This is a genomic window from Bradyrhizobium sp. GCM10028915 (assembly GCF_042666195.1).
GTDB classification, from domain to species: Bacteria; Pseudomonadota; Alphaproteobacteria; order Rhizobiales; family Xanthobacteraceae; genus Bradyrhizobium; species Bradyrhizobium canariense_D.
In genome coordinates, this window is the sequence record NZ_JBHTFN010000044.1 from 1 (window position 1) to 23,029 (window position 23,029).

Annotated in this window: 23 protein-coding genes and 3 pseudogenes; 11 read left to right on the forward strand and 15 right to left on the reverse strand. The window is 62.9% G+C overall.

Annotation, left to right across the window (positions count from 1 at the left end; genetic code table 11):
* Positions 1-111 (forward strand): annotated as a pseudogene (locus tag ACFQX9_RS20000) (ribonuclease HII); the annotation flags it as partial.
* Positions 112-141: 30 nt separating this feature from the next.
* Here ACFQX9_RS20000 and ACFQX9_RS20005 read toward each other — a convergent pair.
* The 4 genes and pseudogenes from ACFQX9_RS20005 to ACFQX9_RS20020 form a co-directional block, all read right to left on the reverse strand.
* Positions 142-315: pseudogene (locus ACFQX9_RS20005) on the reverse strand (DNA ligase); the annotation flags it as partial.
* Between the two features lie 238 nt (positions 316-553).
* A complete protein-coding gene (locus ACFQX9_RS20010; protein ID WP_018459400.1) occupies positions 554-892 on the reverse strand; it encodes a hypothetical protein in 339 nt (112 codons plus the stop codon).
* Positions 893-956: 64 nt separating this feature from the next.
* Positions 957-1,220, reverse strand: coding sequence for a GlsB/YeaQ/YmgE family stress response membrane protein (locus ACFQX9_RS20015; RefSeq protein WP_018459399.1), 264 nt, complete (start codon positions 1,218-1,220; stop codon positions 957-959).
* Between the two features lie 24 nt (positions 1,221-1,244).
* A complete protein-coding gene (locus ACFQX9_RS20020; RefSeq protein ID WP_026233798.1) occupies positions 1,245-1,703 on the reverse strand; it encodes a YidB family protein in 459 nt (152 codons plus the stop codon).
* Positions 1,704-1,875: 172 nt separating this feature from the next.
* Between ACFQX9_RS20020 and ACFQX9_RS20025 the strand changes: the two genes are divergently transcribed.
* The 3 genes and pseudogenes from ACFQX9_RS20025 (at position 1,876) to dusA (ending at position 3,360) form a co-directional block, all read left to right on the forward strand.
* Positions 1,876-2,016: a hypothetical protein gene (locus ACFQX9_RS20025; protein ID WP_018459397.1), complete on the forward strand. Its 141-nt coding sequence runs from the start codon at positions 1,876-1,878 to the stop codon at positions 2,014-2,016.
* 59 nt (positions 2,017-2,075) lie between these two features.
* Positions 2,076-2,165, forward strand: a pseudogene (locus ACFQX9_RS20030) (DUF3606 domain-containing protein); the annotation flags it as partial.
* Between the two features lie 199 nt (positions 2,166-2,364).
* Positions 2,365-3,360, forward strand: coding sequence for a tRNA dihydrouridine(20/20a) synthase DusA (gene dusA, locus ACFQX9_RS20035; RefSeq protein ID WP_377790192.1), 996 nt, complete (start codon positions 2,365-2,367; stop codon positions 3,358-3,360).
* Positions 3,361-3,393: 33 nt separating this feature from the next.
* Here the strand turns inward: dusA and ACFQX9_RS20040 are convergent, their stop codons facing one another.
* The 5 genes from ACFQX9_RS20040 to ACFQX9_RS20060 form a co-directional block, all read right to left on the reverse strand.
* Positions 3,394-3,948, reverse strand: a complete 555-nt coding sequence (locus ACFQX9_RS20040) for a TIGR02281 family clan AA aspartic protease (protein WP_018459395.1) — start codon at positions 3,946-3,948, stop codon at positions 3,394-3,396.
* Positions 3,949-3,976: 28 nt separating this feature from the next.
* A complete protein-coding gene (locus ACFQX9_RS20045) occupies positions 3,977-4,180 on the reverse strand; it encodes a DUF1289 domain-containing protein (protein ID WP_018459394.1) in 204 nt (67 codons plus the stop codon).
* Between the two features lie 44 nt (positions 4,181-4,224).
* Positions 4,225-5,820: a HAMP domain-containing sensor histidine kinase gene (locus ACFQX9_RS20050; RefSeq protein WP_085352721.1), complete on the reverse strand. Its 1,596-nt coding sequence runs from the start codon at positions 5,818-5,820 to the stop codon at positions 4,225-4,227.
* A 137-nt stretch (positions 5,821-5,957) separates the two neighbouring features.
* Entirely contained in the window at positions 5,958-7,235 is a 1,278-nt protein-coding gene (gene nhaD / locus ACFQX9_RS20055; RefSeq protein ID WP_085352722.1) for a sodium:proton antiporter NhaD, read from the reverse strand.
* Between the two features lie 22 nt (positions 7,236-7,257).
* Positions 7,258-8,130 (reverse strand): NAD(P)-dependent oxidoreductase, encoded by an 873-nt coding sequence (locus ACFQX9_RS20060; RefSeq protein ID WP_377790195.1) that lies wholly within the window; start codon positions 8,128-8,130, stop codon positions 7,258-7,260.
* Positions 8,131-8,312: 182 nt separating this feature from the next.
* Between ACFQX9_RS20060 and ACFQX9_RS20065 the strand changes: the two genes are divergently transcribed.
* The 4 genes from ACFQX9_RS20065 (at position 8,313) to ACFQX9_RS20080 (ending at position 12,006) form a co-directional block, all read left to right on the forward strand.
* Entirely contained in the window at positions 8,313-8,750 is a 438-nt protein-coding gene (locus ACFQX9_RS20065; RefSeq protein ID WP_027517244.1) for a VOC family protein, read from the forward strand.
* A 53-nt stretch (positions 8,751-8,803) separates the two neighbouring features.
* Complete coding sequence (locus ACFQX9_RS20070) at positions 8,804-9,946, forward strand: Mrp/NBP35 family ATP-binding protein (RefSeq protein WP_085352723.1); 1,143 nt, start codon at positions 8,804-8,806, stop codon at positions 9,944-9,946.
* Positions 9,947-10,164: 218 nt separating this feature from the next.
* Entirely contained in the window at positions 10,165-11,256 is a 1,092-nt protein-coding gene (locus tag ACFQX9_RS20075; RefSeq protein WP_018459388.1) for a TRAP transporter substrate-binding protein, read from the forward strand.
* 405 nt (positions 11,257-11,661) lie between these two features.
* Entirely contained in the window at positions 11,662-12,006 is a 345-nt protein-coding gene (locus tag ACFQX9_RS20080) for a hypothetical protein (RefSeq protein ID WP_085353024.1), read from the forward strand.
* Between the two features lie 57 nt (positions 12,007-12,063).
* Here the strand turns inward: ACFQX9_RS20080 and ACFQX9_RS20085 are convergent, their stop codons facing one another.
* Positions 12,064-13,065, reverse strand: coding sequence for a sensor histidine kinase (locus ACFQX9_RS20085; RefSeq protein WP_377790198.1), 1,002 nt, complete (start codon positions 13,063-13,065; stop codon positions 12,064-12,066).
* A gap of 206 nt (positions 13,066-13,271) precedes the next feature.
* On the reverse strand, positions 13,272-14,318 hold the full coding sequence (locus tag ACFQX9_RS20090) for an alpha/beta fold hydrolase (RefSeq protein WP_247338107.1): 1,047 nt from the start codon (positions 14,316-14,318) through the stop codon (positions 13,272-13,274).
* A gap of 306 nt (positions 14,319-14,624) precedes the next feature.
* Between ACFQX9_RS20090 and ACFQX9_RS20095 the strand changes: the two genes are divergently transcribed.
* On the forward strand, positions 14,625-15,299 hold the full coding sequence (locus ACFQX9_RS20095; protein WP_007592584.1) for a response regulator transcription factor: 675 nt from the start codon (positions 14,625-14,627) through the stop codon (positions 15,297-15,299).
* 1 nt (position 15,300) lies between these two features.
* Positions 15,301-16,710 (forward strand): ATP-binding protein, encoded by a 1,410-nt coding sequence (locus ACFQX9_RS20100; protein WP_317244487.1) that lies wholly within the window; start codon positions 15,301-15,303, stop codon positions 16,708-16,710.
* Between the two features lie 69 nt (positions 16,711-16,779).
* On the opposite strand, the gene ACFQX9_RS20105 is transcribed toward ACFQX9_RS20100, so the two are convergent.
* Positions 16,780-18,081, reverse strand: coding sequence for a M20/M25/M40 family metallo-hydrolase (locus ACFQX9_RS20105; protein ID WP_317244486.1), 1,302 nt, complete (start codon positions 18,079-18,081; stop codon positions 16,780-16,782).
* A gap of 279 nt (positions 18,082-18,360) precedes the next feature.
* Here ACFQX9_RS20105 and ACFQX9_RS20110 point away from each other — a divergent pair, with 279 nt between their 5' ends.
* Positions 18,361-19,449, forward strand: a complete 1,089-nt coding sequence (locus ACFQX9_RS20110) for a TRAP transporter substrate-binding protein (RefSeq protein WP_085352726.1) — start codon at positions 18,361-18,363, stop codon at positions 19,447-19,449.
* Between the two features lie 78 nt (positions 19,450-19,527).
* Here ACFQX9_RS20110 and ACFQX9_RS20115 read toward each other — a convergent pair whose 3' ends face one another.
* The 3 genes from ACFQX9_RS20115 to moaA form a co-directional block, all read right to left on the reverse strand.
* Positions 19,528-21,183, reverse strand: coding sequence for a TRAP transporter large permease subunit (locus tag ACFQX9_RS20115; protein WP_085352727.1), 1,656 nt, complete (start codon positions 21,181-21,183; stop codon positions 19,528-19,530).
* Positions 21,184-21,210: 27 nt separating this feature from the next.
* The gene (locus ACFQX9_RS20120; RefSeq protein WP_018459380.1) at positions 21,211-21,792 is read right to left on the reverse strand and encodes a TRAP transporter small permease subunit; all 582 of its coding nucleotides are present in this window, start codon (positions 21,790-21,792) and stop codon (positions 21,211-21,213) included.
* A gap of 170 nt (positions 21,793-21,962) precedes the next feature.
* A complete protein-coding gene (gene moaA, locus ACFQX9_RS20125; protein ID WP_085352728.1) occupies positions 21,963-22,988 on the reverse strand; it encodes a GTP 3',8-cyclase MoaA in 1,026 nt (341 codons plus the stop codon).
* Positions 22,989-23,029: the final 41 nt, after the last annotated feature.

Genomic DNA, 23,029 nt, shown 5'->3' on the forward strand with positions numbered 1-23,029 from the left:
AGGCTTGGTGCATGCGCAGCTCACCGGAGGTCGTTCGGACCAGTACGCAAGGCCCTCGGACTGCCGCCCCTGCCGCCGTGGCCTTCGGCATCCGAGCGCACCGCTGGTTGAACTCCTGGGTCCACGTTTCGTCTCGGCGTACTATTTTCGCGGCCATTTCTTTTCGCGAACGACGTCCTTGGCCAATTTGTCCGACCTCAGGCCGAGATAGACCGGCTGGCGCAGCTCGCCCTTGCTGGTCCACTCCGCTAATTTCACTTCCACGACCAACGAAGGATGCACCCAGATCGTGACCCGCTCATCCTTTACTTTGGCTGCGGTGCTTGCTGAACGCGATCAGCTTGTGGCGCGGCAGGAGGGCCTTGAGCCGGTGCTTGCGCTATAGTTCGGCCGACATCGTCAGCCCGCAGGTCCGTCAGGGCGACATTTAGGCGTTCACCTATAATCGTCAGCAGGCCAAAGGTCAGCGCGGGCGAGAACAATGAAGGCAGGGGCGATGAATGCGCAGCTGCAACATTCGTTTGCGGCTGCGCCTGTTCGAAACGTTCAGACGTCACGTTTTCGGACTTGGCTGAAGCATAGGTGCGGCTTGAGGAGTTTGGGGAGGTGTCGGATTGCTCTGCTGCTGAAGCGCCGCGGGGTCGCCGCCCGCATGAGGAACGCACGTACCGATGTTGCTGAGCAGGCGTTTGGCCTGGAGGTCGCGCACCTTCGTGTATTCGCGTCTTCGCTCGATATTCGCGGCGGCCCATCGGTCCCAGACTTCGAAGGCGTCGGTATAATGTTTCCGCATCTGCTCCTCGGCGGCAAGGCAATCGGCGAACTTGTCGAACACCAGGTCGGTGTTGACCGGGGTCATGCCTCCTACCAGGACAACGAGCATCCATTTCATCTTGCCGATCGCCTTTCACACCGGGCGAATTCTCCGCTGACGCGCAGAATTCCGTGCACTGTGGTTAGATGGCCCGACGGCTGCGACCGGCTACAAAACCGTAGACGAAAAGCACGATGATGGCGCCTACCACTGCCCCCACTAGTCCTGCGCCTTCTCCTGGCCGGTACCAGCCGAGAGATTGGCCAAGATAGGTCGCAACGAACGCGCCCACTATTCCCAGGATGGTGGTCAGGATGAAACCCGAGGGCTCGTTGTCGCCGGGCATGATGAACTTCGCGATGACGCCTGCGATGAAACCGATGATGATCGTCCAGATGATGCTCATGTCTCTCCCTCGATCGCTGTGGTGTTATCCCGCCGATGAAGCCGGAAGACGTCCATCAGGCGTGTATTTGTCCACGGCAGTCGGAAGCTCTCGGGACAAACGGTCGAGAATCTCCTGCTGCGACAAGCCGGTCTGCTGCTCCAGTTTTTGAAGGACGTCCGGACCGATAGCCTGCTGGAGTTCGGGCGGGGTGACTTCGCGGTTCGGCCCCTGATTGATCCAGGATTGAGCCACATCGCCTTGCCCGTTCTGCCTGAAGTGCTCGAGCAATTCGCCGATCCCGCCGTTCAGCAGCGAACCCACGCCTCCGGTGCCCGCTAGGCCGCCAAGGCTGCCGAGCATGCCGCTCAGGGAATCCTTGGCACCCGCCGGCTGGCCGGAGGTCGCATTGCGAAACATGTCCGCCAGCTTGTCCCGATTCTGATACCCCGCGATTGCGAGCATACCCAAGAGGGCGGTCATCGATGGCATTCCGCGGCTCATTTTCGGCTCCTGAATTCAACGATCGGCAACCAACCTACGCTGGGCTGAGAAGTTCCAAGTTTTCCCGAGCCGTGGGTTTTGGAAAGGAGGATCTAGAGAAGCATCTGCAAGAAAACGGGAGCGGGCTCCGGGCGAAAGTCCGGAGCAAACCAGCTCGCGCGACGTGCGCCAAATGGCCGCTTTGCTCATGCGGCGCGACGAAGCCTTCGTGCAGGCGGTCGAGGAACTGAAAATGGAAAAGCCCACCAAGTTGGAGCCGCGATGCTGCGTCGCTCGCGTTCGTTCGGCCTCGCGCTCGCAACAGCTTCTTTGAAGGAACTCGCGATTCCTTGAAGCGTCGCACCGCGATGAGTTTCGCGGACGGAGGAGCAGATGGCAGCGAAGAAGGAGACCGCACGGGGACGCAAACAAGATCGCGCCCGCGTGGCTAACGGCCAGGACTACGAAGTGCGATACGATTCCTCCTGACTTGAACGCGCCAGCTGCCCGACTTGAGCTTCTTAAAGGTCGGCACCGCGTGTGCGCTCCACCCGGATTTCATGTGCGCTAGTGTGCACCGGGAGATCAAACGCGGTACAAACGTGTGCAATTTTGGCTAGTTTGGAGTGCACACGTGTGCACTTGTTCCTGCTCTAGTCCATTGTAAGGATAGGATAACTACTTGGAATATCAAGAATATCGCTTTTCCGTGGCGCCCATGATGGATTGGACCGACCGGCATTGCCGGGTGTTCCACCGTCACCTGACGAGGCGGGCGCTGCTCTATACGGAGATGCTGACCACTGGCGCCATCATTCATGGTGACCGGAAGCGGCTGCTTGGGTTCGACCTAGTCGAGCACCCGGTCGCGCTTCAACTCGGCGGGTCGGACCCACGCGAGCTGGCGCTGGCGGCGCGGATCGGCGAGGAGTTCGGTTATGACGAAATCAACCTCAACGTCGGCTGCCCCTCCGACCGCGTGAAGGACGGCCGTTTCGGCGCTTGCCTGATGGCAGAGCCTGATCTCGTGGCGAGGTGCGTCGAGGCTATGAAGGGTGCGGTGGCCGTGCCCGTGACCGTGAAGTGCCGCATCGGGATCGACGACCAGGATCCCGAAGTCGCGCTCGACAACCTTGCGCACGCAGTCGTTGACTCCGGCTGCGATGCGCTGATCGTACATGCCCGGAAAGCATGGCTCAGCGGTTTGTCACCGAAGGAGAATCGCGACATCCCGCCGCTCGACTATGATCGCGTCTATCGCCTCAAGCGCGCGATGCCGGATGTGCCTGTCATCATCAACGGCGGCATCCCCGGTGTCGACGAGGCAAGGGCACATCTCGATCACGTTGACGGCGCGATGCTTGGACGAGCCGCCTATCAGGAGCCGTGGCGGCTGCTCTCGGTCGATACCGACATTTTCGGCGAGGCGGCGCCGCATGCCTCGATGCAGGATGCGCTCGAAGGGATGGTGCCCTACATCGAACAGCAACTCGCGCGCGGCACGAGGCTGCACTCTATGACGCGGCATTTCGTCGGCGCATTCCACGCCGTCCCCGGCGCGCGCGCCTTCCGCCGGCATCTTGCCGAGCAGGGGGTGAAGCCGGGCGCTGGCCTCGAGGTGCTACGCGAAGCGATTGCGCGTGTCGGTGCGCGCGCACCGGCGGAGGCGGCGGCCTAGCCGTAATCGCATGACGAGCCGGATTGCAAGAGTCTAGTCGACTGCCAGGCGCGAGCGGCGGCGACTGGTCTGGAGCTCCGGATAACCCGTGAGCATCAGCCTGTCGGCGCGCACGCCCCAGCTCTCCAGGCGATCGAGGAAGCTCATCCCGAGCAGGTTGGTCTTCATCTGCCCGCGCTGTACGACGAGGGCTGGCACCGATTTCTCGACGAGGTGACCGACGGAGAGGCGGTCGATCGTGAGGCGGGCCGCCTTGGTATGACCGCCCGCGGTTTCGAGATCGACGTCGTATTCGAGCATCTCGAGCGGCAGCCCGATCGCCTTCGCGGTTTCCCAGGTCAGCACCACCGAGGTCGCGCCGGTGTCAATGACCATCGGTGCGGCCACGCCGTTGATCTTCGCGCGCAGCGCGAATTCGCCGCCCTGGCCGCGCGGAATCTGCACGGCGGGCGCGGGCGCTGCGGTCTGCGTGCGAAAGATATGCGAGACCTTGCTGCTTGCGCGCGCGATCTGGTCGGAATCGCCATAGGCGACGACGGCACCGGCCGTGCAGGCGAGCATGATGAAGACGAGCAGAAAGCGGATCATTGCGCATCTCCAGATGCGCGCCGACCGGTCAGGTGTGTTTCGGCGATCCCGCGATGGGCGGAAGTCCAGCCTGATTCATGCGCGCCGGCAACAGCGCCATGAGGGCGAGCCGCTCCGCGCTCTCCATGGCGTGCCAGCGCGCGATCTCCGGCAATGTGCGTCCGCAGCCGAAGCACAGCCTGGTCTTGGGGTCGATCATGCAGACCGCCACGCACGGCGTTTCTTTGCTCATTGGGGCATAGTGGCGGATGGTCGGGCATGTCTGCAAGCATCTCGTTACGAGCCCGTACCCGCGCTCATGATCGGCTTGCGGCGGGGCCGGCGCTTCTCGTCCGCCACCGCGGAACTCTCGGGTTGGAGCGGCGGAGAATCATCCGACATCGGCGCCAGCGCGCTCATCACGCGCTCGGGCGGGAAGGTGACGATCACTTCGGTGCCGATGCGCAGCTTCGATTTCAGCGTGAACGTACCGCCATGCAGGTCGACCAGATTCTTGGCGATCGGCAGGCCGAGACCGGCGCCCTGTTCGGCCGACTTGATCGAATTGGAGCCTTGGCCGAACGAGGCGAGCACGACCGGGATCTCGTCCTCGGGAATCCCGGAGCCGGTGTCCTTCACCGAGAGATATTGTCCGCCTGAGGCCGTCCAGCCGGCCTTGAGCCAGATCTCGCCGCCCTGCGGAGTGAACTTGATCGAGTTGGAGAGCAGATTGAGCACGACCTGGCGGATCGCGCGCTCGTCGGCCCACAGCCGCGGCATTGCCTGCTCGAACACCTCGTGGATGGTGATGCCACGGCTCGAGGCGCGCAGCTTCATCAAATGATGGCAGTCGGCGACGATGCCGACCAGCGAGACCGCTTCCTCGTTGAGCTCGTAGCGGCCAGCCTCGATCCGCGACAGATCGAGGATCTCGTTGATGAGGTTGAGCAGGTGGACGCCGGAATTGTGGATGTCGGCCGAGTACTCCTTGTAGACCGGCACGGCATGCGCGCCGAAAATCTCGCTCTTCATCACTTCCGAGAAGCCGAGGATTGCATTGAGCGGCGTCCGCAGTTCGTGGCTCATCTGCGCCAGAAAGCGCGACTTGGCCACATTGGCGGATTCGGCGCGGTGGCGCGCTTCGTCCGAGATCGCCTTGGCTTGTTCGAGCTCGCCGATCAGCGCGTCCTTCTCGGCCCGCGCCTCGAGCGTGGCGAAGGTCGAAGAGTGCAGGCGGTGAGCCAACAACACGAAATAGCCTTCGGCGGCGACGGCGAGCGCGGCCAGGATGTAATTATCCAGCGAGCCGGTCATCACGAAGCTCAGCGCCATCGCGACCGCGACCGGTGCGGTGGCGGCGAGGGCGGCGATCGGCAGATTGGCGGCCAGCATGCTTGATACTGCGATCACCAGCAGCATCAGGAACATCATCAGCGTTTCCGTGATCATGTCGAGCACGGGATGGATCAGGATCGCCATCCAGCAAAGGCCATAGAGCAGGTCGAGCACGACGAAACGCGTCTGCCATGCGCGCGTTGCCGCGGGCGAGGCGGGCTCGGCCAGGAAGCGGTGGCAGCTGCGGATCATTGCGGCATGAATGCAAAGCATGCCGGCGGTCCAGGCCGCGGCCGGGATCGGCTGCATCCACAGCCCAAACAGCACGCCTGTCGCGACCACAAGCAGCATCACGACATAGGAGGCCGACAGCCGCGTCTGGGCGTACTGGCGCAGCATTTCGGCATCGAAAGCCGGCCGGGTTCCACTGGTCGACGTTAACTTATCGCGCGCCTCGCGCACCCGCTGTGCCGCAGCCCGGCGATTGCTCGCCGACGGCACGCTCACCGGCTCGGCCGGAAGCTGCACAACCTCGGGCTTTTCAGCGGGTTTACTCATCGCACAACAACAATTCCTGCCCGCGCGGGACGGGCCTTCTGCATTCTCTATCTCTGGCAAGAAATCCTTAAGAGGTGACTTAAGGAGCTAAAGAATTACGTTAACCCGGCGTTAATTTTGGATCCGGCGTGAGCCGCTCAATGCAGCGCCGCGTGCTGCGCGATGTACACCACGGCGCCCGCCAGATAGCCGGCGAGCGCGGGAACGGCGATGCGGCGGGCGTACCAGAGGAACTCGATGCGCTCGAGCCCCATGGCGGCGACGCCTGCGGCCGAGCCGATGATCAGGATCGAGCCGCCGGTTCCGGCGCAATAGGCGATGAACTCCCAGATGAAGCTGTCGGGTGGATAATGCGCGAGGTCGTACATGCCCATCGTCGCGGCGACCAGCGGCACGTTGTCGATGACAGCACTGAGCAGGCCGAGCACGATCACGATGATGTCCTGTCGGCCGATCGCGGTGTCCAGCCATTTGGCCAGCATGGAGAGCAGGCCGGCATGTTCGAGGCAGGCGACCGCGAGCAAGATGCCGAGGAAGAATACGATCGAGCCCATGTCGATCCGCGTCAGCGCATTCGCAAGCGTGAGGGGACCGCGGACATGCTCATCCTTTTTGCGATGAACGATCTCGCCGACCAACCACACGATGCCAAGCCCGAGCAGGACCCCCATGAAGGGCGGCAGGTGCGTGACCGTCTTGAAGGCGGGCACCGCGATCAGTACGCCGAGTCCGAGATAGAACATCACGTTCCGCTCGAACGGATCGACGCCCTGCAATCCGTCCTCTTTCGGCGGTGGTGCGATGGTCTTGCCCTTGAGTGAAAAGCTGATGAATGCGAGCGGCACCAGCAGGTTGAGCAAGGAGGGCAGGAACACCGCGCTCATGATTTTCAGGGGCGAAATCTGTCCGCCGATCCACAGCATGGTCGTGGTGACGTCGCCGATCACGGTCCATGCGCCGCCGGCATTTGCGGCGATGACGATGAGGGAGGCGAACAGCAAGCGGTCGTCGCGCTTGGCGATCAGCCGCTGGATCAGCGAGACCATGACGATGGTGGTGGTCAGATTGTCGAGGATTGCACTGAGGAAGAAGGTAACGAAGCCAATCAGCCATATCAGACGGACCTGGCTGGTCGTGCTGATGCGGGAGGTGATGACCTCGAAACCGTCATGGGCGTCGATGACCTCGACGATGGTCATCGCGCCAACCAGGAAGAACACGATCTGCGCGGTGGCAGCGACGGACTCGTCAAGCTGACGGCCGACCAGCGTGTGGTCGCCGGTCGCGAGCGCGTAGATTGTCCAGAGCACGCCCGCGCCGAGTAGCGCAGACGCGCTCTTATTCACCCCGATAGGATGCTCGAGCGCGATCGCCGCATAGGCGAGGATGAAGATTGCGGCGAGTGCGGTCAGCAAGGCAGGATCACTTCGTGAGGTGTCAGCGATTCAGGCGCGCGAGCAGGCTCGATGTATCCCAGCGCTTGCCGCCCATCTTCTCGACCTCGGCGTAGAACTGGTCGACGAGCGCGGTCACCGGCAAATTGGCGCCATTGCGGCGGGCTTCGGCTAGCGAGATCGAGAGATCCTTGCGCATCCATTCGACCGCGAAGCCGAAATCGTATTTGTCGTCGTTCATGGTCTTGTAGCGGTTCTCCATCTGCCAGGACTGCGCGGCGCCCTTGGAGATGGTTTCGATCACGGCGGCGACGTCAAGGCCACTTTTCTTGGCGAAGTGAATACCCTCGGAGAGGCCCTGGACGAGGCCGGCGATGCAGATCTGGTTGACCATTTTGGTCAGCTGGCCGGAGCCGGCGGGCCCCAGCAATTTGCACATCCGCGCATAGGCGCCTGTGATGATCGGCTCGGCGCCGGCATAGGCGTCCTGCGCGCCGCCGCACATCACCGTCAGCACGCCGTTCTCGGCGCCGGCCTGGCCGCCGGACACGGGTGCGTCGATGAACTTGAAGCCGGCCTTGGTCGCGGCCGCATCGAGCTCACGCGCGACCTCGGCGGAAGCGGTGGTGTGGTCGACGAAGGTTGCACCCTTCTTCATGCCGGCAAACGCGCCGTCGGCACCGATCGTGACCGCGCGCAGATCGTTATCGTTGCCGACGCAGCACATCACGAAATCCTGGCCCTCGGCGGCGGCCTTCGGGGTCGCCGCGGTCTTGCCGCCGAACTTGTCCGCCCACTCCTTCGCCTTGGCCGCGGTGCGGTTATAGACGGTGACCTCATGGCCCCCTTTTTTCACGAGGTGTCCGGCCATGGGGAAGCCCATCACGCCGAGACCGAGGAAAGCGACTTTAGCCATCTGTAGTACCTTGTCCGTAGTTTGGGTTTTACGGTTCTTGCCGGGCGAGGGCCGTCCGGTTCCGCCATTGCGGCAGATCGGGCGCACCATAAACCCTTGAGGCCGGAGGGCAACGGGTTCGTTTGGCCCCCGCCTGTGTTAGGATGGCGGACCTAAGGACTTCAAAAAAAGGGAGCGAAGGCATGGGCGGCGTAAGCGTGGGCGTGCTCGATCATTTCAATATCCGGACCCGGAATCTGGCCGAAACCGTCCGCTTCTACGAGGACGTGCTGGGCCTGGAAAAAGGCGCCCGGCCGAATTTCGCCTTCCCCGGCGCCTGGATGTACAGCGAGGGAAAGCCGGTGGTGCACCTCGTCGATATTTCTCCGACTGCCGAGCCACAAAAGCCGGATTCCGGCGTTGTCCACCACGTCGCCTTCGCCAGCCGCGGGTTTGACGGCATGAAGCAGCGGCTGGCCTCAAAGGGGATGAAGTTCGACTCCCGCCAAGTGCCCGGCGGTGAGCTCTGGCAGATCTTCGTCCACGACCCCAACGGGGTCATGATCGAGCTCAACTACGAGGCGGCCCTGGAGCAGGGGGCCGCGCCCGCCGAGATGGCTGACGATATCGGCAGGCAGTAGCCTTTTGGGCGTTTCCGCTCTAATGGGGCATCTTGAATTCTAGGAGATGCGCTTTGAGCGTGACGCAGCAACAGGTTCTCGACAGCCTCGCCAGGATCAAGTCGCCCCGCGGGGTCGCGCTCACCAATGCCAATGTGCTGAGCGCGATCAGCGCGGCCGACGGCAAGGTGTTCTTCTCGATCAATGTCGAAGCCGCCGAAGCGCGAGCCTGGGAATCCGTCCGGGCCGAGGCCGAGGCCGCGGTGCGCGCCATTCCCGGCGTCACCACCGTCATGGTGGCGCTGACCGCCGAGCGGAAGGCCGGCGCGGCGCCGCCACCGCCGCCAACTCCCAGCCGCGGCACGCCGGGCGTGCAGCCCGTCCACGCCCACAAGCCGCCGCCGCAGGGCGGCGCCCAATCGCCGATGGCGCGGCAGTCCGAGATTCCGGGCGTCGCGGCCGTGATCGCGGTCGCCTCGGGCAAGGGCGGTGTCGGCAAATCCACCACCGCGCTCAACCTGGCACTCGGTCTGCGCGATCTCGGCCTCAAGGTCGGGCTGCTCGATGCCGACATCTACGGCCCATCGGTGCCGCGGCTGACGGGCCTGCATGAGAAGCCGGAGCTGAACGACGAGCGCAAGATGATTCCGCTCAAGCGCTTTGGCCTGGCCATCATGTCGATCGGCTTCCTGGTGGAGGAAGAGACCGCGATGATCTGGCGCGGGCCGATGGTGATGTCGGCAGTGACGCAGATGCTGCGCGACGTCGTATGGGGCCAGCTCGATGTGCTCGTCGTCGACATGCCGCCAGGCACCGGCGATGCCCAGCTCACGCTGGCGCAGAACGTCCCTTTGAAGGGCGCCGTGATCGTCTCGACCCCGCAGGACCTGTCGCTGATCGACGCAAGGCGGGGGCTTGCGATGTTCAAGAAGGTCAACGTGCCCGTGCTCGGCATCGTCGAGAACATGAGCTATTTCCAGTGCCCGCAATGCGGCACGAAATCCGACATTTTCGGCCATGGCGGCGCGCGCCACGAGGCCGAGAAGCTCGGGGTACCATTCCTGGGCGAGATCCCCCTGCACATGGCGATTCGCGCCACCTCGGATGCGGGCACGCCCGTAGTGGACAGCGAGCCGGATGGTCCCCATGCGGCGATCTACCGCGCCATTGCGGGACAGGTGCGGGACCAGCTCAAGGGCGTCATCGCCGCGGCCTAAGCGGATCCAAGCCGATCCCTTGAAACCAATACCTTGGGGACATGCGACTTTCGTAGAGCCCTGTCATGCCAATGTCGCGTTTCGAAAGCAGGGCTTCCGTGTTAAAGGCCCACGGCAGTCAAGCCCCTTCGGTTCGACGCGGCCCAAGAACGCGTCGCCGGAATGAGCGGCAGCAAAGAGGAAGTTAGGGGAAACGCCCCAACAAGGAGAGACTGAAGATGAAGCGTCGTGATTTCCTGAAAGTGTCGGCAGCCGGCGCGGCGGCGACCGCCGCGGTGGCCTCGCCGGCGATCGCGCAGTCCTCGCCCGAGATCAAGTGGCGCCTGACGTCGAGCTTCCCGAAGTCGCTCGACACCATCTATGGCGGTGCCGAGCAGATGGCGAAGTACGTCGCCGAGATGACCGACAACAAGTTTCAGATCCAGGTCTTCCAGGCGGGTGAAATCGTCCCGGGCCTGCAGGCGCTGGATGCGACCCAGAAGGGCACCGTCGAGATGTGCCACACGGTGTCGTATTATTACGTCGGCAAAGACCCGACCTTCGCGATCTTCGCGTCGGTGCCTTTCGGCCTGAATGCACGCCAGCAGAATTCCTGGCTGTACCAAGGCGGCGGCAACGAGCTCGCCAACGAGTTCTTCAAGAAGACGAACGTGGTGGGCTTCCCCTGCGGCAACACCGGCACCCAGATGGGCGGCTGGTTCCGCAAGGAGATCAAGACCGTTGCCGACCTCTCGGGCCTCAAGATGCGCATCGGCGGCATTGCCGGCCAGGTGCTTCAGAAGGTCGGCGTGGTGCCGCAGCAGCTCGCCGGCGGCGACATCTATCCGTCGCTCGAGAAGGGCACCATCGACGCGGCCGAATGGGTCGGTCCCTACGATGACGAGAAGCTCGGCTTCGCCAAGGTCGCCAAGTACTACTACTACCCGGGCTTCTGGGAAGGCGGTCCGACCGTTCACGCCTTCGCCAACATCGACAAGTGGAACGAGCTGCCGAAGAACTATCAGGCGATCCTCACCAACGCGACCGTCAACACCAACACCTGGATGGCCGCGCGCTACGACATGGTGAACCCCGGCGCGCTGAAGCGTCTGGTCGCCGGCGGAACGCAGCTTCGCCCGTTCACCAATGAGGTTCTGGAAGCCTGCCTCAAGGCGACCAACGAATTGTGGGGCGAGATCTCGGCCAAGAATCCCGACTTCAAGAAGTCGATCGACGCCATGCAGGCCTACCGCTCCGACGAATATCTGTGGTGGCAGGTCGCCGAATACACCTACGACAGCTTCATGATCCGCTCGCGCACCCGCGGCTGATCTTCGAGCAAGTCGCAAGACGACACGCCCGGTCTCGTTCGCGAGGCCGGGCTTTTCTTTGGGGCGACGCGATCGGAATAGGCGAGCGGATATCGGCGAGCGGCGGTGTCGCCGGGGGACGGGCGGGGCCTCCAACACAAAATCTGAAAAACAACCCCATGCACAGTAGACGAGGGGTGAGAGGACAAGGCGTTGCGAGTGTAGCCAACAGCTTGATGCGATGGGCTAATTGGCAGGCACGCCCGAGCATCGCGCGGTCGAGGGCAACTTCGTATTTTTGGGCGTCAAAGCGGGCAGGCGCGCGTGCTTCAGCGAGATCGTTTGACTCGTCGGGCAAAAGAGTGGCATAAAGGCATTATCGCAAAATCCGAAATGAGCGCCTCGGCGGCTGGCCTGGGGTTGATGATGAGCTTCGATCCCGATGAGGTTCAAAGCGCGCTGCGCAAGGCCTGGTCGTTGGCAACCGCCAGTCAATGGACGGCGAGCAATCCGGCGGCAGGGCAATGCAACGTCACCTCGCTGCTGATTCACGAGCTCTTCGGCGGCGAGTTGCTGAGGACGCCGCTGCCGGCCGGCGACCATTTTTACAATCGCATCGGTGGTCGGCGGTACGACTTTACGGCCAGCCAGTTCGATCAGCCGATTGCTTACAGGGATTTACCTGCAAGCCGTGCCGATGTGGAATTGGGAGCGACAAGCGATGAACTGGCCGAACTCAGAGAGGCTTTTCAGGAGCGTCGTACGAAGTAAAGCCAAGGGCCAATCGCAGACGGGTGACAGGAGTGGGCGCGGGAAATCAGCTCAACATCAATTCGCAAGACGGTCTTTGCTCATGCGCAGGATGACCACCACACCCTCTTCCGACCAGTCAAAAGTTATAGTCCCGCCAAGCTGGGCGGCCATACTTCGGTGCACCAACTGGCTTCCAAAGCCTTCGAGCTTTGTTGGAGCGACAACGGGGGGACCACCCCGCTCCGTCCACTTGACCACGACCTCGTCCTCGTGAGCGTTGCACGATACGTCCAGGGTGCCACTTGAAAGGGACAGCGCACCGTATTTCGCAGAGTTGGTTGCCAGTTCATGCATCACCAAGGCGAGTGCTGTGCTGGAAGCCTCTCCCACGTTCATCTTGGGGACCGAGACACGAATACGAACGCTGGCTCCTTCCTCATCGTACGGCGCAAGCAGAACAGAGATGAGGTCTCCGAGAAGCGTCCCTTCTCTATTTCGTCCCGGTACCGGGCGCACAAGGTCCTGAGCACGTCCAAGAGCCATCAGGCGACTGGTCAGCTCCTGGGCCATATCCTCTTTTGATGCTGCCGAGCGTGAGCTCATTTGCGTCAGCGCCGTTGCGACGGTGAGAAGGTTTTTCAGCCGGTGGCTCATCTCGCCCGCCAGGAGCTCGTTGGCTTCCTCGGCTTGCTTGCGTTGGGTGACGTCCAGGAAAATACCGAACATCGTTCGATCCGCGATGTCGGCATCGTCGCCCTGGCCCCGCGCGGAAATCCAACGGATATCGCTGCCGGTCAGAATACGAAAATCTATCTCGTAAGAGCCTACGACTGCGCGAGTAGCGGCAAATGCCGATCTCACCCTCTCGAGATCGGCGGGGTGGACGTTCTTGGACAGTATCTCGAACGTAATTTTCTGCTCGCCCTTGGGCACCTCCCAAAGGTCGTACGCGGGTTCATCCATGGTGATGGCGTCGGTATCAACGTTCCAGGACCATAGAGCGACACCGGCGGCGCGAGTGGCAGCCCGGAGGTGCTTTTCGTGCCACAAGGGCATCGTCACCTGGCTAGGAACCATTGTGCTTCGTTTTCCCGCTTTATCTGACCAATCGGCACCTCGGCCAACGGGCGATCGACAGATACCATACCCGGTCGAAAAGGTCTCCGTTCGACCGAGAGGGCGGGTTGAAGTGTGGTCCCGCGCCCGAGTTGGCTCAGAAGCGATCCTCCGCAAACGAGCCGTGAGGTTCGCCGACGGCGATCAGCGGCGTTGTTCGTGAGCGATTACGCGTTGCTTCGCGAAACGCCTGGGCCTTCCCGTCCATGGGTCAACACGGCCTCGGCAGCAGCTTCGTCGATGGCCGCCATCACATCAGCGGTTGCGGAATGATGAATCATGTGTCCCGCTCCGTCGATCCGGTGCAATTTGCTCTGCTTGACCTCGCCATGCAGCCTGACCGACTGCTTGATATCGATCAGACGATCGTTCTGGCCCGCGATAATGATCGTCGGCATCTTGAGTTCTGCATAAGTCTTCGAACCTGAGAATGCGGCGGAGATCAACATCGTCGCTTCGGCCGCTGTGGCCCGCATCTGTGATGGGCGCAACGCCATTTCTTTCGGAAAGCCGGCGAACTTGTTCGGGACCGGCCGGGGGCCAAACAGCTTGCGCAACATCGCGGGCCACATCATCCGACCGGCTAGCGGCGAAATCGTGGAGCTGATGACGTCCCCGACCACCGGTAGGGCGGACAGCACCGACGCCGCGCTGTCCGCGCGGGGAGTCGGGAAATAATAGCCCGAGGCCAACACGAGAGCCTGCACGAACGAAGGATGTCTTGTCGCCAGCGCAACCGCAACCGACGCTCCCCATGAATGGCCAAGGACAATCGCTTGAGAGACGCCCAATTGATCGAGGGCCTTCTTGAACAGGTCCGCCTGGGCATCCGGAGTCCAGACGACGCGCCTTGGCCGCGAGCTATGCCCAAAACCGGGACGATCGAACACCATGACCCTGTAGTTCTCGGCTGCGAGATCGATCAATCCACTCGAGACGAAATCCTGGACCATGCTGCCATTGCCGTGAAACAAGACCAGCGGCTTGCCTCTGCCGCGTTCCAAATAGTGCAGGCGAACCCCCTCTACGTCGATGAACCGACCCTGCGGAGGATTATCGCGTTTCGCTTTGTTCGCGAGCCGCCGGTTTATGATTGCGGTAGCCGCAACGAGGGTACCTGCGGCAGCAAACGCAGCGGCGCCTGGATGTCGCGTGATGGCGCTCAAGCAATCGGATAGAAGGGAGCTGGAACGTGTTCGTCGTGCAAGGCGCATCCGCATTACCTTAGGTGGTCTGCACGACGCCCCATCAAATGAGAAATGTTGCAGCTGAGTTGAACGGTTCGCGGGGGTGTTCGTTCCTCGGCAGGGCCGACGGCGGCGGGGCCCAACGAGGTAAATTCCCGGGCCATCCGCGACCTCATCCGCTCGTGCCCGGACTGGCTTACAGGAACCTGACGGAAGGGAGCGGCCGGCCCGCCGGGTGCTTTTTCGCTGGCCGAGATGCCCCGGATGATGGAAGACAGCGAAGATGCGGCGGAAGCCGTGCGGTGACACCGGAACATCCCGCGGGAAAATGCGATGCGCCTTCTGATCGTCGAGGACAATGCCGAGCTGTCGCGGCTCGTTGCCGGCGGGCTGTCGGCGGCCGGCTATGAGAGCGACATCGTCGGCAGCGCTGCCGAAGCGCGCGAGGCGGTCAGCAGCGTCAGCTATGCCGCGATGATCCTCGACCTCGGACTACCCGACGGCGATGGCCTGTCGGTGCTGCGTGAGCTTCGCCGGCAGATGGAGCCGTTGCCGGTGCTGGTGCTGACCGCGCGCGGCGGCTTGCAAGATCGTGTCAGCGGCCTGCGCAGCGGCGCCGACGACTATCTCGCAAAACCGTTCGCGATGGAGGAGCTGGTGGCGCGACTGGAGGCGATCCTGCGCCGTCCGGGCCAGTTGCTTGGCCGCTCGCTGCGCCTCGCCAACCTCGTCTATGACACCGAGAGCCGCCAGATCTTCGTCGACGACCAGCCGCGCATCATCTCCGCGCGCGAGACCTCGGTGCTCGAGATCCTGCTGCGCCGGCAGGGGCGGGTGGTACCGAAGAAGAACGTCGAGGACCACATCTTCGGCCTCGATGGCGAGGTCGCCTCTAACGCGGTCGAGGTCTACGTCTCGCGGCTGCGCAAGCAGCTCGCCGAGCATGGCGCCAAGGTCGTGATCCACACCATCCGTGGCGTCGGCTATCTCATGGCCGAGGAGAAATAGCGTGGCCCGGATCGGATCTCACGCCGGATTCCGCGCCGGGATCCATGGGAGGTCGCCGACGTTCAAATCGCTGATCTGGCGCATCGTGTTCCTGCACATCGTGGCGGTCGCGGTGGTCGCGATCTTCCTGCCGCTGGTGCTGTTCTGGCTGCTCAATTCAGAGATCGACCAGCTGCATCGCGATGCCATGCGCGCGCAGGCCGAGGTGTTGGCCGAGCGCATCGTCGCCCAGCCCGACGGGCTGCTGACGTTCAACCTGCCGGACAGTCTCAAGGGCCTTTATTCAGAAGCCTATGGCCGCTACCAGTACGACATTCGCGATGCCGGGGGGAATCTGCTGTTTTCGTCGCGGCGCAAGACCGGCACTGCGGCGGCCGCGCCACCGCCGCTCTCCGAAACGATTTCCGGGGCCGGAGTCACCCGCACCATCGACGGCAAGGTGATACGCATTCGCGTCGCGGAGGACCTCGCGCACCGCGACGTCATCATCGACGACATCGTATCGAACTTCTTCCGGCGGGTCGGATGGATCACCATTCCGATCCTGCTGGTCCTGCTCGGCATCGACATCATCATCTTTCGCCGCGCTGTTGCGCCGCTATGGAAGGCCTCCGAGGAGGCGAGCAATATCGGCCCGGCGCGCACGGACATCCGCCTGCCGACGGAGCAGATTCCGCGCGAGATCATGCCGCTCGTCACCGCCGTCAACCAGGCGCTCGACCGCCTCGAGGACGGCTTTCGGGTGCAGCGGCAGTTCACCGCCGACGCCGCGCATCAATTGCGCACGCCGCTCGCGATCCTGCGCACGCGGATCGAGACGCTCGGCGATGGCGCCGCACGGCATGCGCTGCATGCGGACATCGAGGGCATGAGCCGCATCGTCGCGCAGCTACTGGAGATCGCCGAGCTCGACACGCTGGTGCTCGATCCCGGCGAGACCGCGGATTTGCGCGCGGTCTGCGCCGAGGTGGTCGGTTCGATCGCGCCGCTCGCGATCGCACAGCACAAGGATATCGCGCTGAGGGGCACCGAGGCGCCGGTGCTGATCCACGGCAATTCGGTGATGCTCCAGCGCGCGATCTTCAATCTCGCCGAAAACGCCATCAAGTTCACGGCAATGGACACGTCGGTCGATGTCGATGTGAGCGAGGATGGCGCGGTGCGCGTGCGCGATTGCGGGCCGGGAATCGCGGAAGCCGAGCGCGAATTGATCTTCCACCGCTTCTGGCGCGCCGACCGCCAGCGCAGCGACGGCGCCGGCCTCGGGCTGTCGATCGTGCGCGCCGTGGCGGATGATCACGCGGCGACGGTTGCGGTGGAGAATCTTCCGGGCGGCGGCGCGCAGTTCACGCTGCGGTTCAGGCTGGCAGAGAAGTCAGGCGACGTTGATTTGAACGCGGCGCTGCGCTGACGCGCCACTTTCTCCCACATCCGCCTTTGCCAAGGCTTCGGCGGACGTGAGGAGAGAAGGAAGATCGGGCTATTTCAGCTTGCCGGTGGACAGATCCATGATCATGCGTGTGGTCAGATAAAGCCGCGGCACGATGCTGTTGAGCTGCACATATTCGGCATCGTTGGAATGCGCGCCGAAGCCCGACAGACCCATGCCTTCGACCACGGCTCCGCTGGTCTTGAGTGCGGCAAACGCCGCGTCGGTGCCGCCGCCGGTCGCCTTCTCGTCGACTTTGAGAGGCAGTCCGATCTCCTCATAGATCGTCTTGCCGTGGGCCGCGACTCGACGTGAGGCGTCGTTGGCCTCCAGCGGCGGACGGCGCACCTCGAATTTCAGCTCGACCTTGGACTCGGGCAGCAGGTGATTCTTGATCTTCGCCTGCAGTGTCTTCTCGAGCTCGTCGAAATCGGCGACCTTAAGTGCACGTGCGTCGGCCTGGGCCGTGGCCTCCGCGGGGATCACGTTGCGGTTGGTGCCGGCCTTGGAGACCGTCCAGTTCAGTTTCAGGCCCTGCTCTGGTTTGGACAGGTCCTTCATCTGCAGCAGCTGGTAGGAGAGTTCGTACAGCGCGTTGACACCGCCCTCGGGCCGTGAGCCTGCATGTGACGACTTGCCCTGCACCGTGAGATAGGCCGAGCCGATGCCGCTGGTGGCCAGCCGCAGCGTGCCGTCGGTACCGCCGCCTTCAAAGGAGAACACCACATCCTGATCCGCAGCGAACCTGGTGATGGTGCTGCGCCAGCCCGGTGAGGAGATCTCCTCGTCGCCATTGGTGAGCACCGTGAGCGTGCCGTAGTCCCGGAAGCTCAGCTTCTGCAGCAACGCCACGGTATGAAGAATGAGCGCGACGCCCTGCTTGTCGTCGGCAATGCCGAGGCCGTAGGCCTTGTCGCCGTCGATGCGGAACGGTTGATCCTTCAGCATGCCCTTCAGGTACACGGTGTCCATGTGGGCGATCAGCATGATCTTCTTGCTGCCGGTGCCCTTGAATACGGCGTGTACGGCCGGGCCGATCTTCTCGGGTGTGTCGTCGAGGCGATAGACGTCGGTGGGTTCGAGGATCTCCACCGTGCCGCCGAGCTGCTTGAGCTGGCCGGCAACGCGCTGGGCGATCTGGTTCAGACCTTCGACATCCTTGCTGCCGGATTCGATGCTGACGAGATCGCGCAGCGTGTCGAGCAGCGGCTGCTGCTCTTTTTGCGCCAACGCATGGACGTCGGCCATGACATTCGCGCTCAGCTCAGCATGCGCCGGCATTGCCGCACATCCCAGCCAGAGCGACGCGATCAACGAACCAACGAGCGATGGAGCAGGGTAGGATCGCGACATGCGTGGCGGCCTTAGGTTGGGGGAATGGCGCGGTATGCCCGTGTTTCCGGCGCTTGTCACGTGCCCGGCGCGCCCGTCATGCCCGGCCGAGGCGGGCGTGATGGGAACGGCCAGGGCCGCGGCCGTCTAAGCCTAAAGTCGTAGGACCGGATGGCGCGGGAGCTGGGCATTTTCGTCCCTCACATCGTGAGGGATGGAAATCGGACGACACATGTTCCATGCTGGCCTCCAAGCCTCGGCAAGAAGGCCCATCGTCACAATCCATCAGGGTAGGACATCATGAAAAGACGAGATTTCATCAAGGTCACCGGGCTTGGTGCGGCGGGTGTCGCCACGCTCGCCGCTCCAGCGATCGCGCAGACGACGCCCGAGATCAAATGGCGCATGCCGACGAGCTGGCCGAAATCGCTCGACACGCTCTATGGCGGCGCCGAGATGATGGCCAAGATGGTCGCGGAAGCGACCGACAACAAATTCCAGATTCAGACATTTGCCGGCGGCGAGATCGTGCCGGGCCTTCAGGTGCTCGATGCCGTGCAGAACGGCACCTGCGAAATCGGCCACACCGCGTCTTATTATTATTTCGGCAAGGACCCGACCTTCACCTTCGGCTCGGCCGTGCCGTTCGGACCGAACATGCGCATCAACCAGGCCTGGTACATGCTGGGCGGCGGCAGGGAGATTCTCAACGAGTTCTACAAGAAGTACAACGTCGTCTCGCTGCTTGCCGGCAACACTGGCTGTCAGATGGGTGGCTGGTTCCGCAAGGAGGTCAAGACGCCTCAGGACTTCAGCGGGTTGAAATTCCGCATCGGCGGCTTCGCCGGCAAGGTGATGGCCAAGCTCGGCGCGGTGCCGCAGCAGATCGCCGGCGGCGACATTTATCCGGCGCTGGAGAAGGGCACCATCGACGCCGCGGAATGGGTCGGGCCCTATGACGACGAGAAGCTCGGCTTCGTGAAAGTCGCGCCGCATTATTACTTCCCGGGCTGGTGGGAAGGCGGGCCGATGCTTCTGGCCTTCGTCAACCAGGACAAGTGGAACGCGCTGCCGAAGCACTATCAGAGCATCCTCGAGCAGGCGGGGCACTACGCCAACAACTGGATGATGGCGAAGTATGACCAGTCCAATCCACCGGCGTTGCGGCGCCTGCTCGCAGCCGGCGCCAAGCTGCATCCGTTCTCGCCCGAGGTCATGCAAGCCTGCTTCAAGGCGGCAAAGGAGCTGCACACCGAAGTCTCGGCTACCAACGCGGACTTCAAGAAGGTCTACGAATCGCTGACCGCGTTCTCGAACAACGGATATCAGTGGTTCCAGGTCGCCGAAGTCGGCTATGACAACTTCATGGCGCGCAACTCGCAGAGTTGATCGCAGAGCGCACGATCGGCCCAAACGAAAAAACCCGGAGCTTTCGCTCCGGGTTCTTTTTTGCAGGCGGGCAGGGCGCTATTGCTTCGGCTGGCCGAAGTCGAGCGGCGGCAGATCGATCTGGGGAATATCGATCTTGATGCTGTTGGGATCGACGGTGGACTGCACGCCCTTGTAGTGCATCACCATCGACGGGAACATGATCACGAGCAGCACCATGATCATCTGGATGACGACGAACGGCACCGCACCCCAATAGATCTGTCCCGTCGTGACCGGCTCCATGCGTTTGCCGGTGACGCGATCGGTATAACGTTCCTTCGGCGCAACCGAGCGCAAATAGAACAGCGCAAATCCGAACGGCGGATGCATGAACGACGTCTGCATGTTGACGCCCAGGATGACGCCGAACCAGATCAGGTCGATGCCGAGATGCTCGGCAGCCGGCCCGAGCAGCGGGATCACGATGAAGGCGAGTTCGAAGAAGTCGAGGAAGAACGCCAGCACGAAGACGAAGGCGTTGACGAAGATCAGGAAGCCGATCTGGCCGCCGGGCAGGGAGGTCAGCAGGTGCTCGACCCAGACGTGGCCGCTGACGCCGTAGAAGGTGAGCGAGAACACGCGTGCCCCGACCAGGATGAAGACGACGAACGCGGACAGCTTCGCCGTCGATTCGGTAGCCTGACGGATCAGGTCCCAGGTCAGCCGCCGCTTCGCGGCTCCGAGAATGAGGGCGCCGGCTGCACCCATCGCACCGCCTTCGGTGGGCGTCGCGACACCGATGAAGATCGTGCCCAGCACCAGGAAGATCAGGAATAGCGGCGGCACCATTACGAAGGTGGTCTGTTGCGCCATCTTCGAGAGAAAGCGGTAGCCCGTCAGCTTGTCGAGGACCCAGTTCGCGATGGCGACGAAGAACGCGAAGAGGATGCCGAAGAACATGCTGAGCACGACGAAGTCGGCGCCGTGTGTCTCCGAATTCCGCATCATGAACCAGCCGAAGACGCAGCTCGCCAGGAACAGCACGCCGAGCGACTTGAGGCCGCGGTCGCCGCTCTCCTCGCGGAAGCCGATCGCCTCCTTGGGAAGACCAGGCGCCGCCTTCGGGAAAATCATGGTCACGAGGAACGCGTAACCCGCATAGAGGCCGGCGAGCACCAGGCCCGGAATGAACGCGCCCTCGTACATGTCGCCGACCGACTTGCCGAGCTGGTCGGCCATCACGATCAGGACGAGCGACGGCGGAATGATCTGCGCCAGCGTGCCGGAGGCCGCGATGATGCCGGTCGCCACGCGGCGGTCGTAGCCGTAGCGCAGCATGATCGGCAGCGAGATCAGGCCCATCGAGATCACCGAGGCCGCCACGACGCCGGTGGTCGCCGCAAGCAGCGCGCCGACGAACACCACCGCGTAGGCGAGGCCGCCGCGGATGGTGCCGAACAACTGGCCGATGGTGTCGAGCAGATCCTCCGCCATGCCGGAGCGCTCGAGCACCAATCCCATGAAGGTGAAGAAGGGAATGGCGAGCAGCGTGTCGTTGTTCATGACCCCGTAGACGCGCTCCGGCAGGGCCTGGAGAAAGTCCGGGTGGAATTGGCCGAGCTGAACGCCGATGATGGCGAAGAACAGGCCGACGGCGCCGAGCGAAAATGCTGCCGGGTAGCCGAGCAGCAGCACGATCACGAGCGTCGCGAACATGATGGGCGCCAGATTGGCGATAATAAACGCGGTCATGACTTCCCCCTAAACCGTCGCCAACGGCTACTTCTTTTCGATCGCTTCGACGAGGTGCTCGACCTCGGCCTCCAGTGCGGACACCTGCGACTCGTGTGGGTCCGGGATCATGCCGCGCATGATCGCGATTCGCTTGATCAGCTCGGATATGCCTTGAACGAGCAGGAGGGCGAAGCCGATCATGATCAGCGCTTTTGCCGGCCATTGTGGCAGGCCGCCCGCATTGCCGGATTGCTCGTTGATCTGGAGCGAGCGCAGGAAGAACGGTATTCCGGTCACGATCATGACAACGGTCAGCGGGATCAGGAAGAAGATGTGCCCGATGATGTCGATGATGTTGCGAGCCCGTTTCGGCATCATGCTATTGAAGATGTCGATCCGGATGTGCTCGTTGTCGAGCAGCGTCCAGGACGCGCACAGCAGGAACACGATGCTGAAAAGCACCCATTGCAGCTCGAGCCACGAGTTGGAGGACGTGTCCAATGTCTTTCGGATGATCGCATTCAGCGCCGAGATGACGACGGCGAGCAGGATCAGCCAAGCCAGACGTTTGCCCGTCCAACGTGTGAACGCGTCAATTCCATTGCTCAGCTTCAGGAGCGCTTGCAAGATTGGTCCTCCCCGATTTGCCCCGGCCGTCTTGACTGCGCCGAGTGGGCGCGTTGGCTTGTCTCGCCGCGCAGGCATGAGGCTGCCGCACCAAACCAGCGAGCGTGCCGCCAGTCAATCGGAAGTTTGTTGATAGTTAAGGGGAATAAGCCGCGGCCGGCCAGCCGATGTTAGCCGCCGGTGACGCTCATGTGCCTGGAGACGCTGGGGCGGTCGTGGCGGCGGTCGATAATGAAATCGTGGCCCTTGGGCTTCAGCCCAATGGCGCGGTCGATCGCATCCGCAAGCAGCGAATCGTCGTCCGATGCACGCAGAGGTTTGCGCAAATCGGAGGCATCCTCGTGGCCGAGGCAGGTGTGCAACGTTCCCGTGCAAGTGACGCGCACGCGATTGCAGGATTCGCAGAAATTATGGGTCATCGGGGTGATGAAGCCGAGCTTGCCGCCGGTCTCGGCGACGCTGACATAGCGCGCCGGCCCCCCGGTGCTCTCGGCCAGATCGGTCAGCGTGAACTGCTGGGCAAGGCGCGCGCGCACCAGCGACAGCGGCAGATATTGGTCGATTCGTCCCGATCCGATCTCGCCCATCGGCATGACCTCGATCAGCGTCAGCCCCATGCCCTTGCCGTGGGCCCAGCGCATCAGGTCGGGAAGTTCATCCTCGTTGAGGTTCTTCAGCGCCACGGCGTTGATCTTGACCGCGAGGCCCGCGGCGCGTGCCGCCTCGACGCCTTCCAGCACCTTGTCGATCTCGCCCCAGCGGGTGATCTCGCGAAACTTCTGCGGATCGAGCGTGTCGAGCGAAACGTTGATGCGGCGGACGCCGCAATCGGCGAGTTCGCTGGCATGTTTCGCAAGCTGGGTGCCGTTGGTGGTCAGCGTCAGCTCGCTCAGCGCGCCGCTCTTGAGGTGCCGCGACAGCGAGCGCACCAGCGTCATCACGTTACGGCGGACCAGCGGTTCGCCGCCGGTGAGCCGCAGCTTCTTCACACCCTTGGCAATGAAGGCCGAGCAGAGCCGATCGAGTTCCTCCAGCGTCAGCAGGTCCGCCTTGGGCAGGAACGTCATGTCTTCCGACATGCAGTAGAAGCAGCGCAGGTCGCAGCGGTCGGTGACGGAGACGCGCAAATACGAGATGGTCCGTCCGAACGGATCGGTCATCGTGCTCGACAGGGGGCTCGCGGAAAGTCCGTTCATACCAAATGCCTTGTCACTTGCGGCAACGCGAGCAGTTTTGC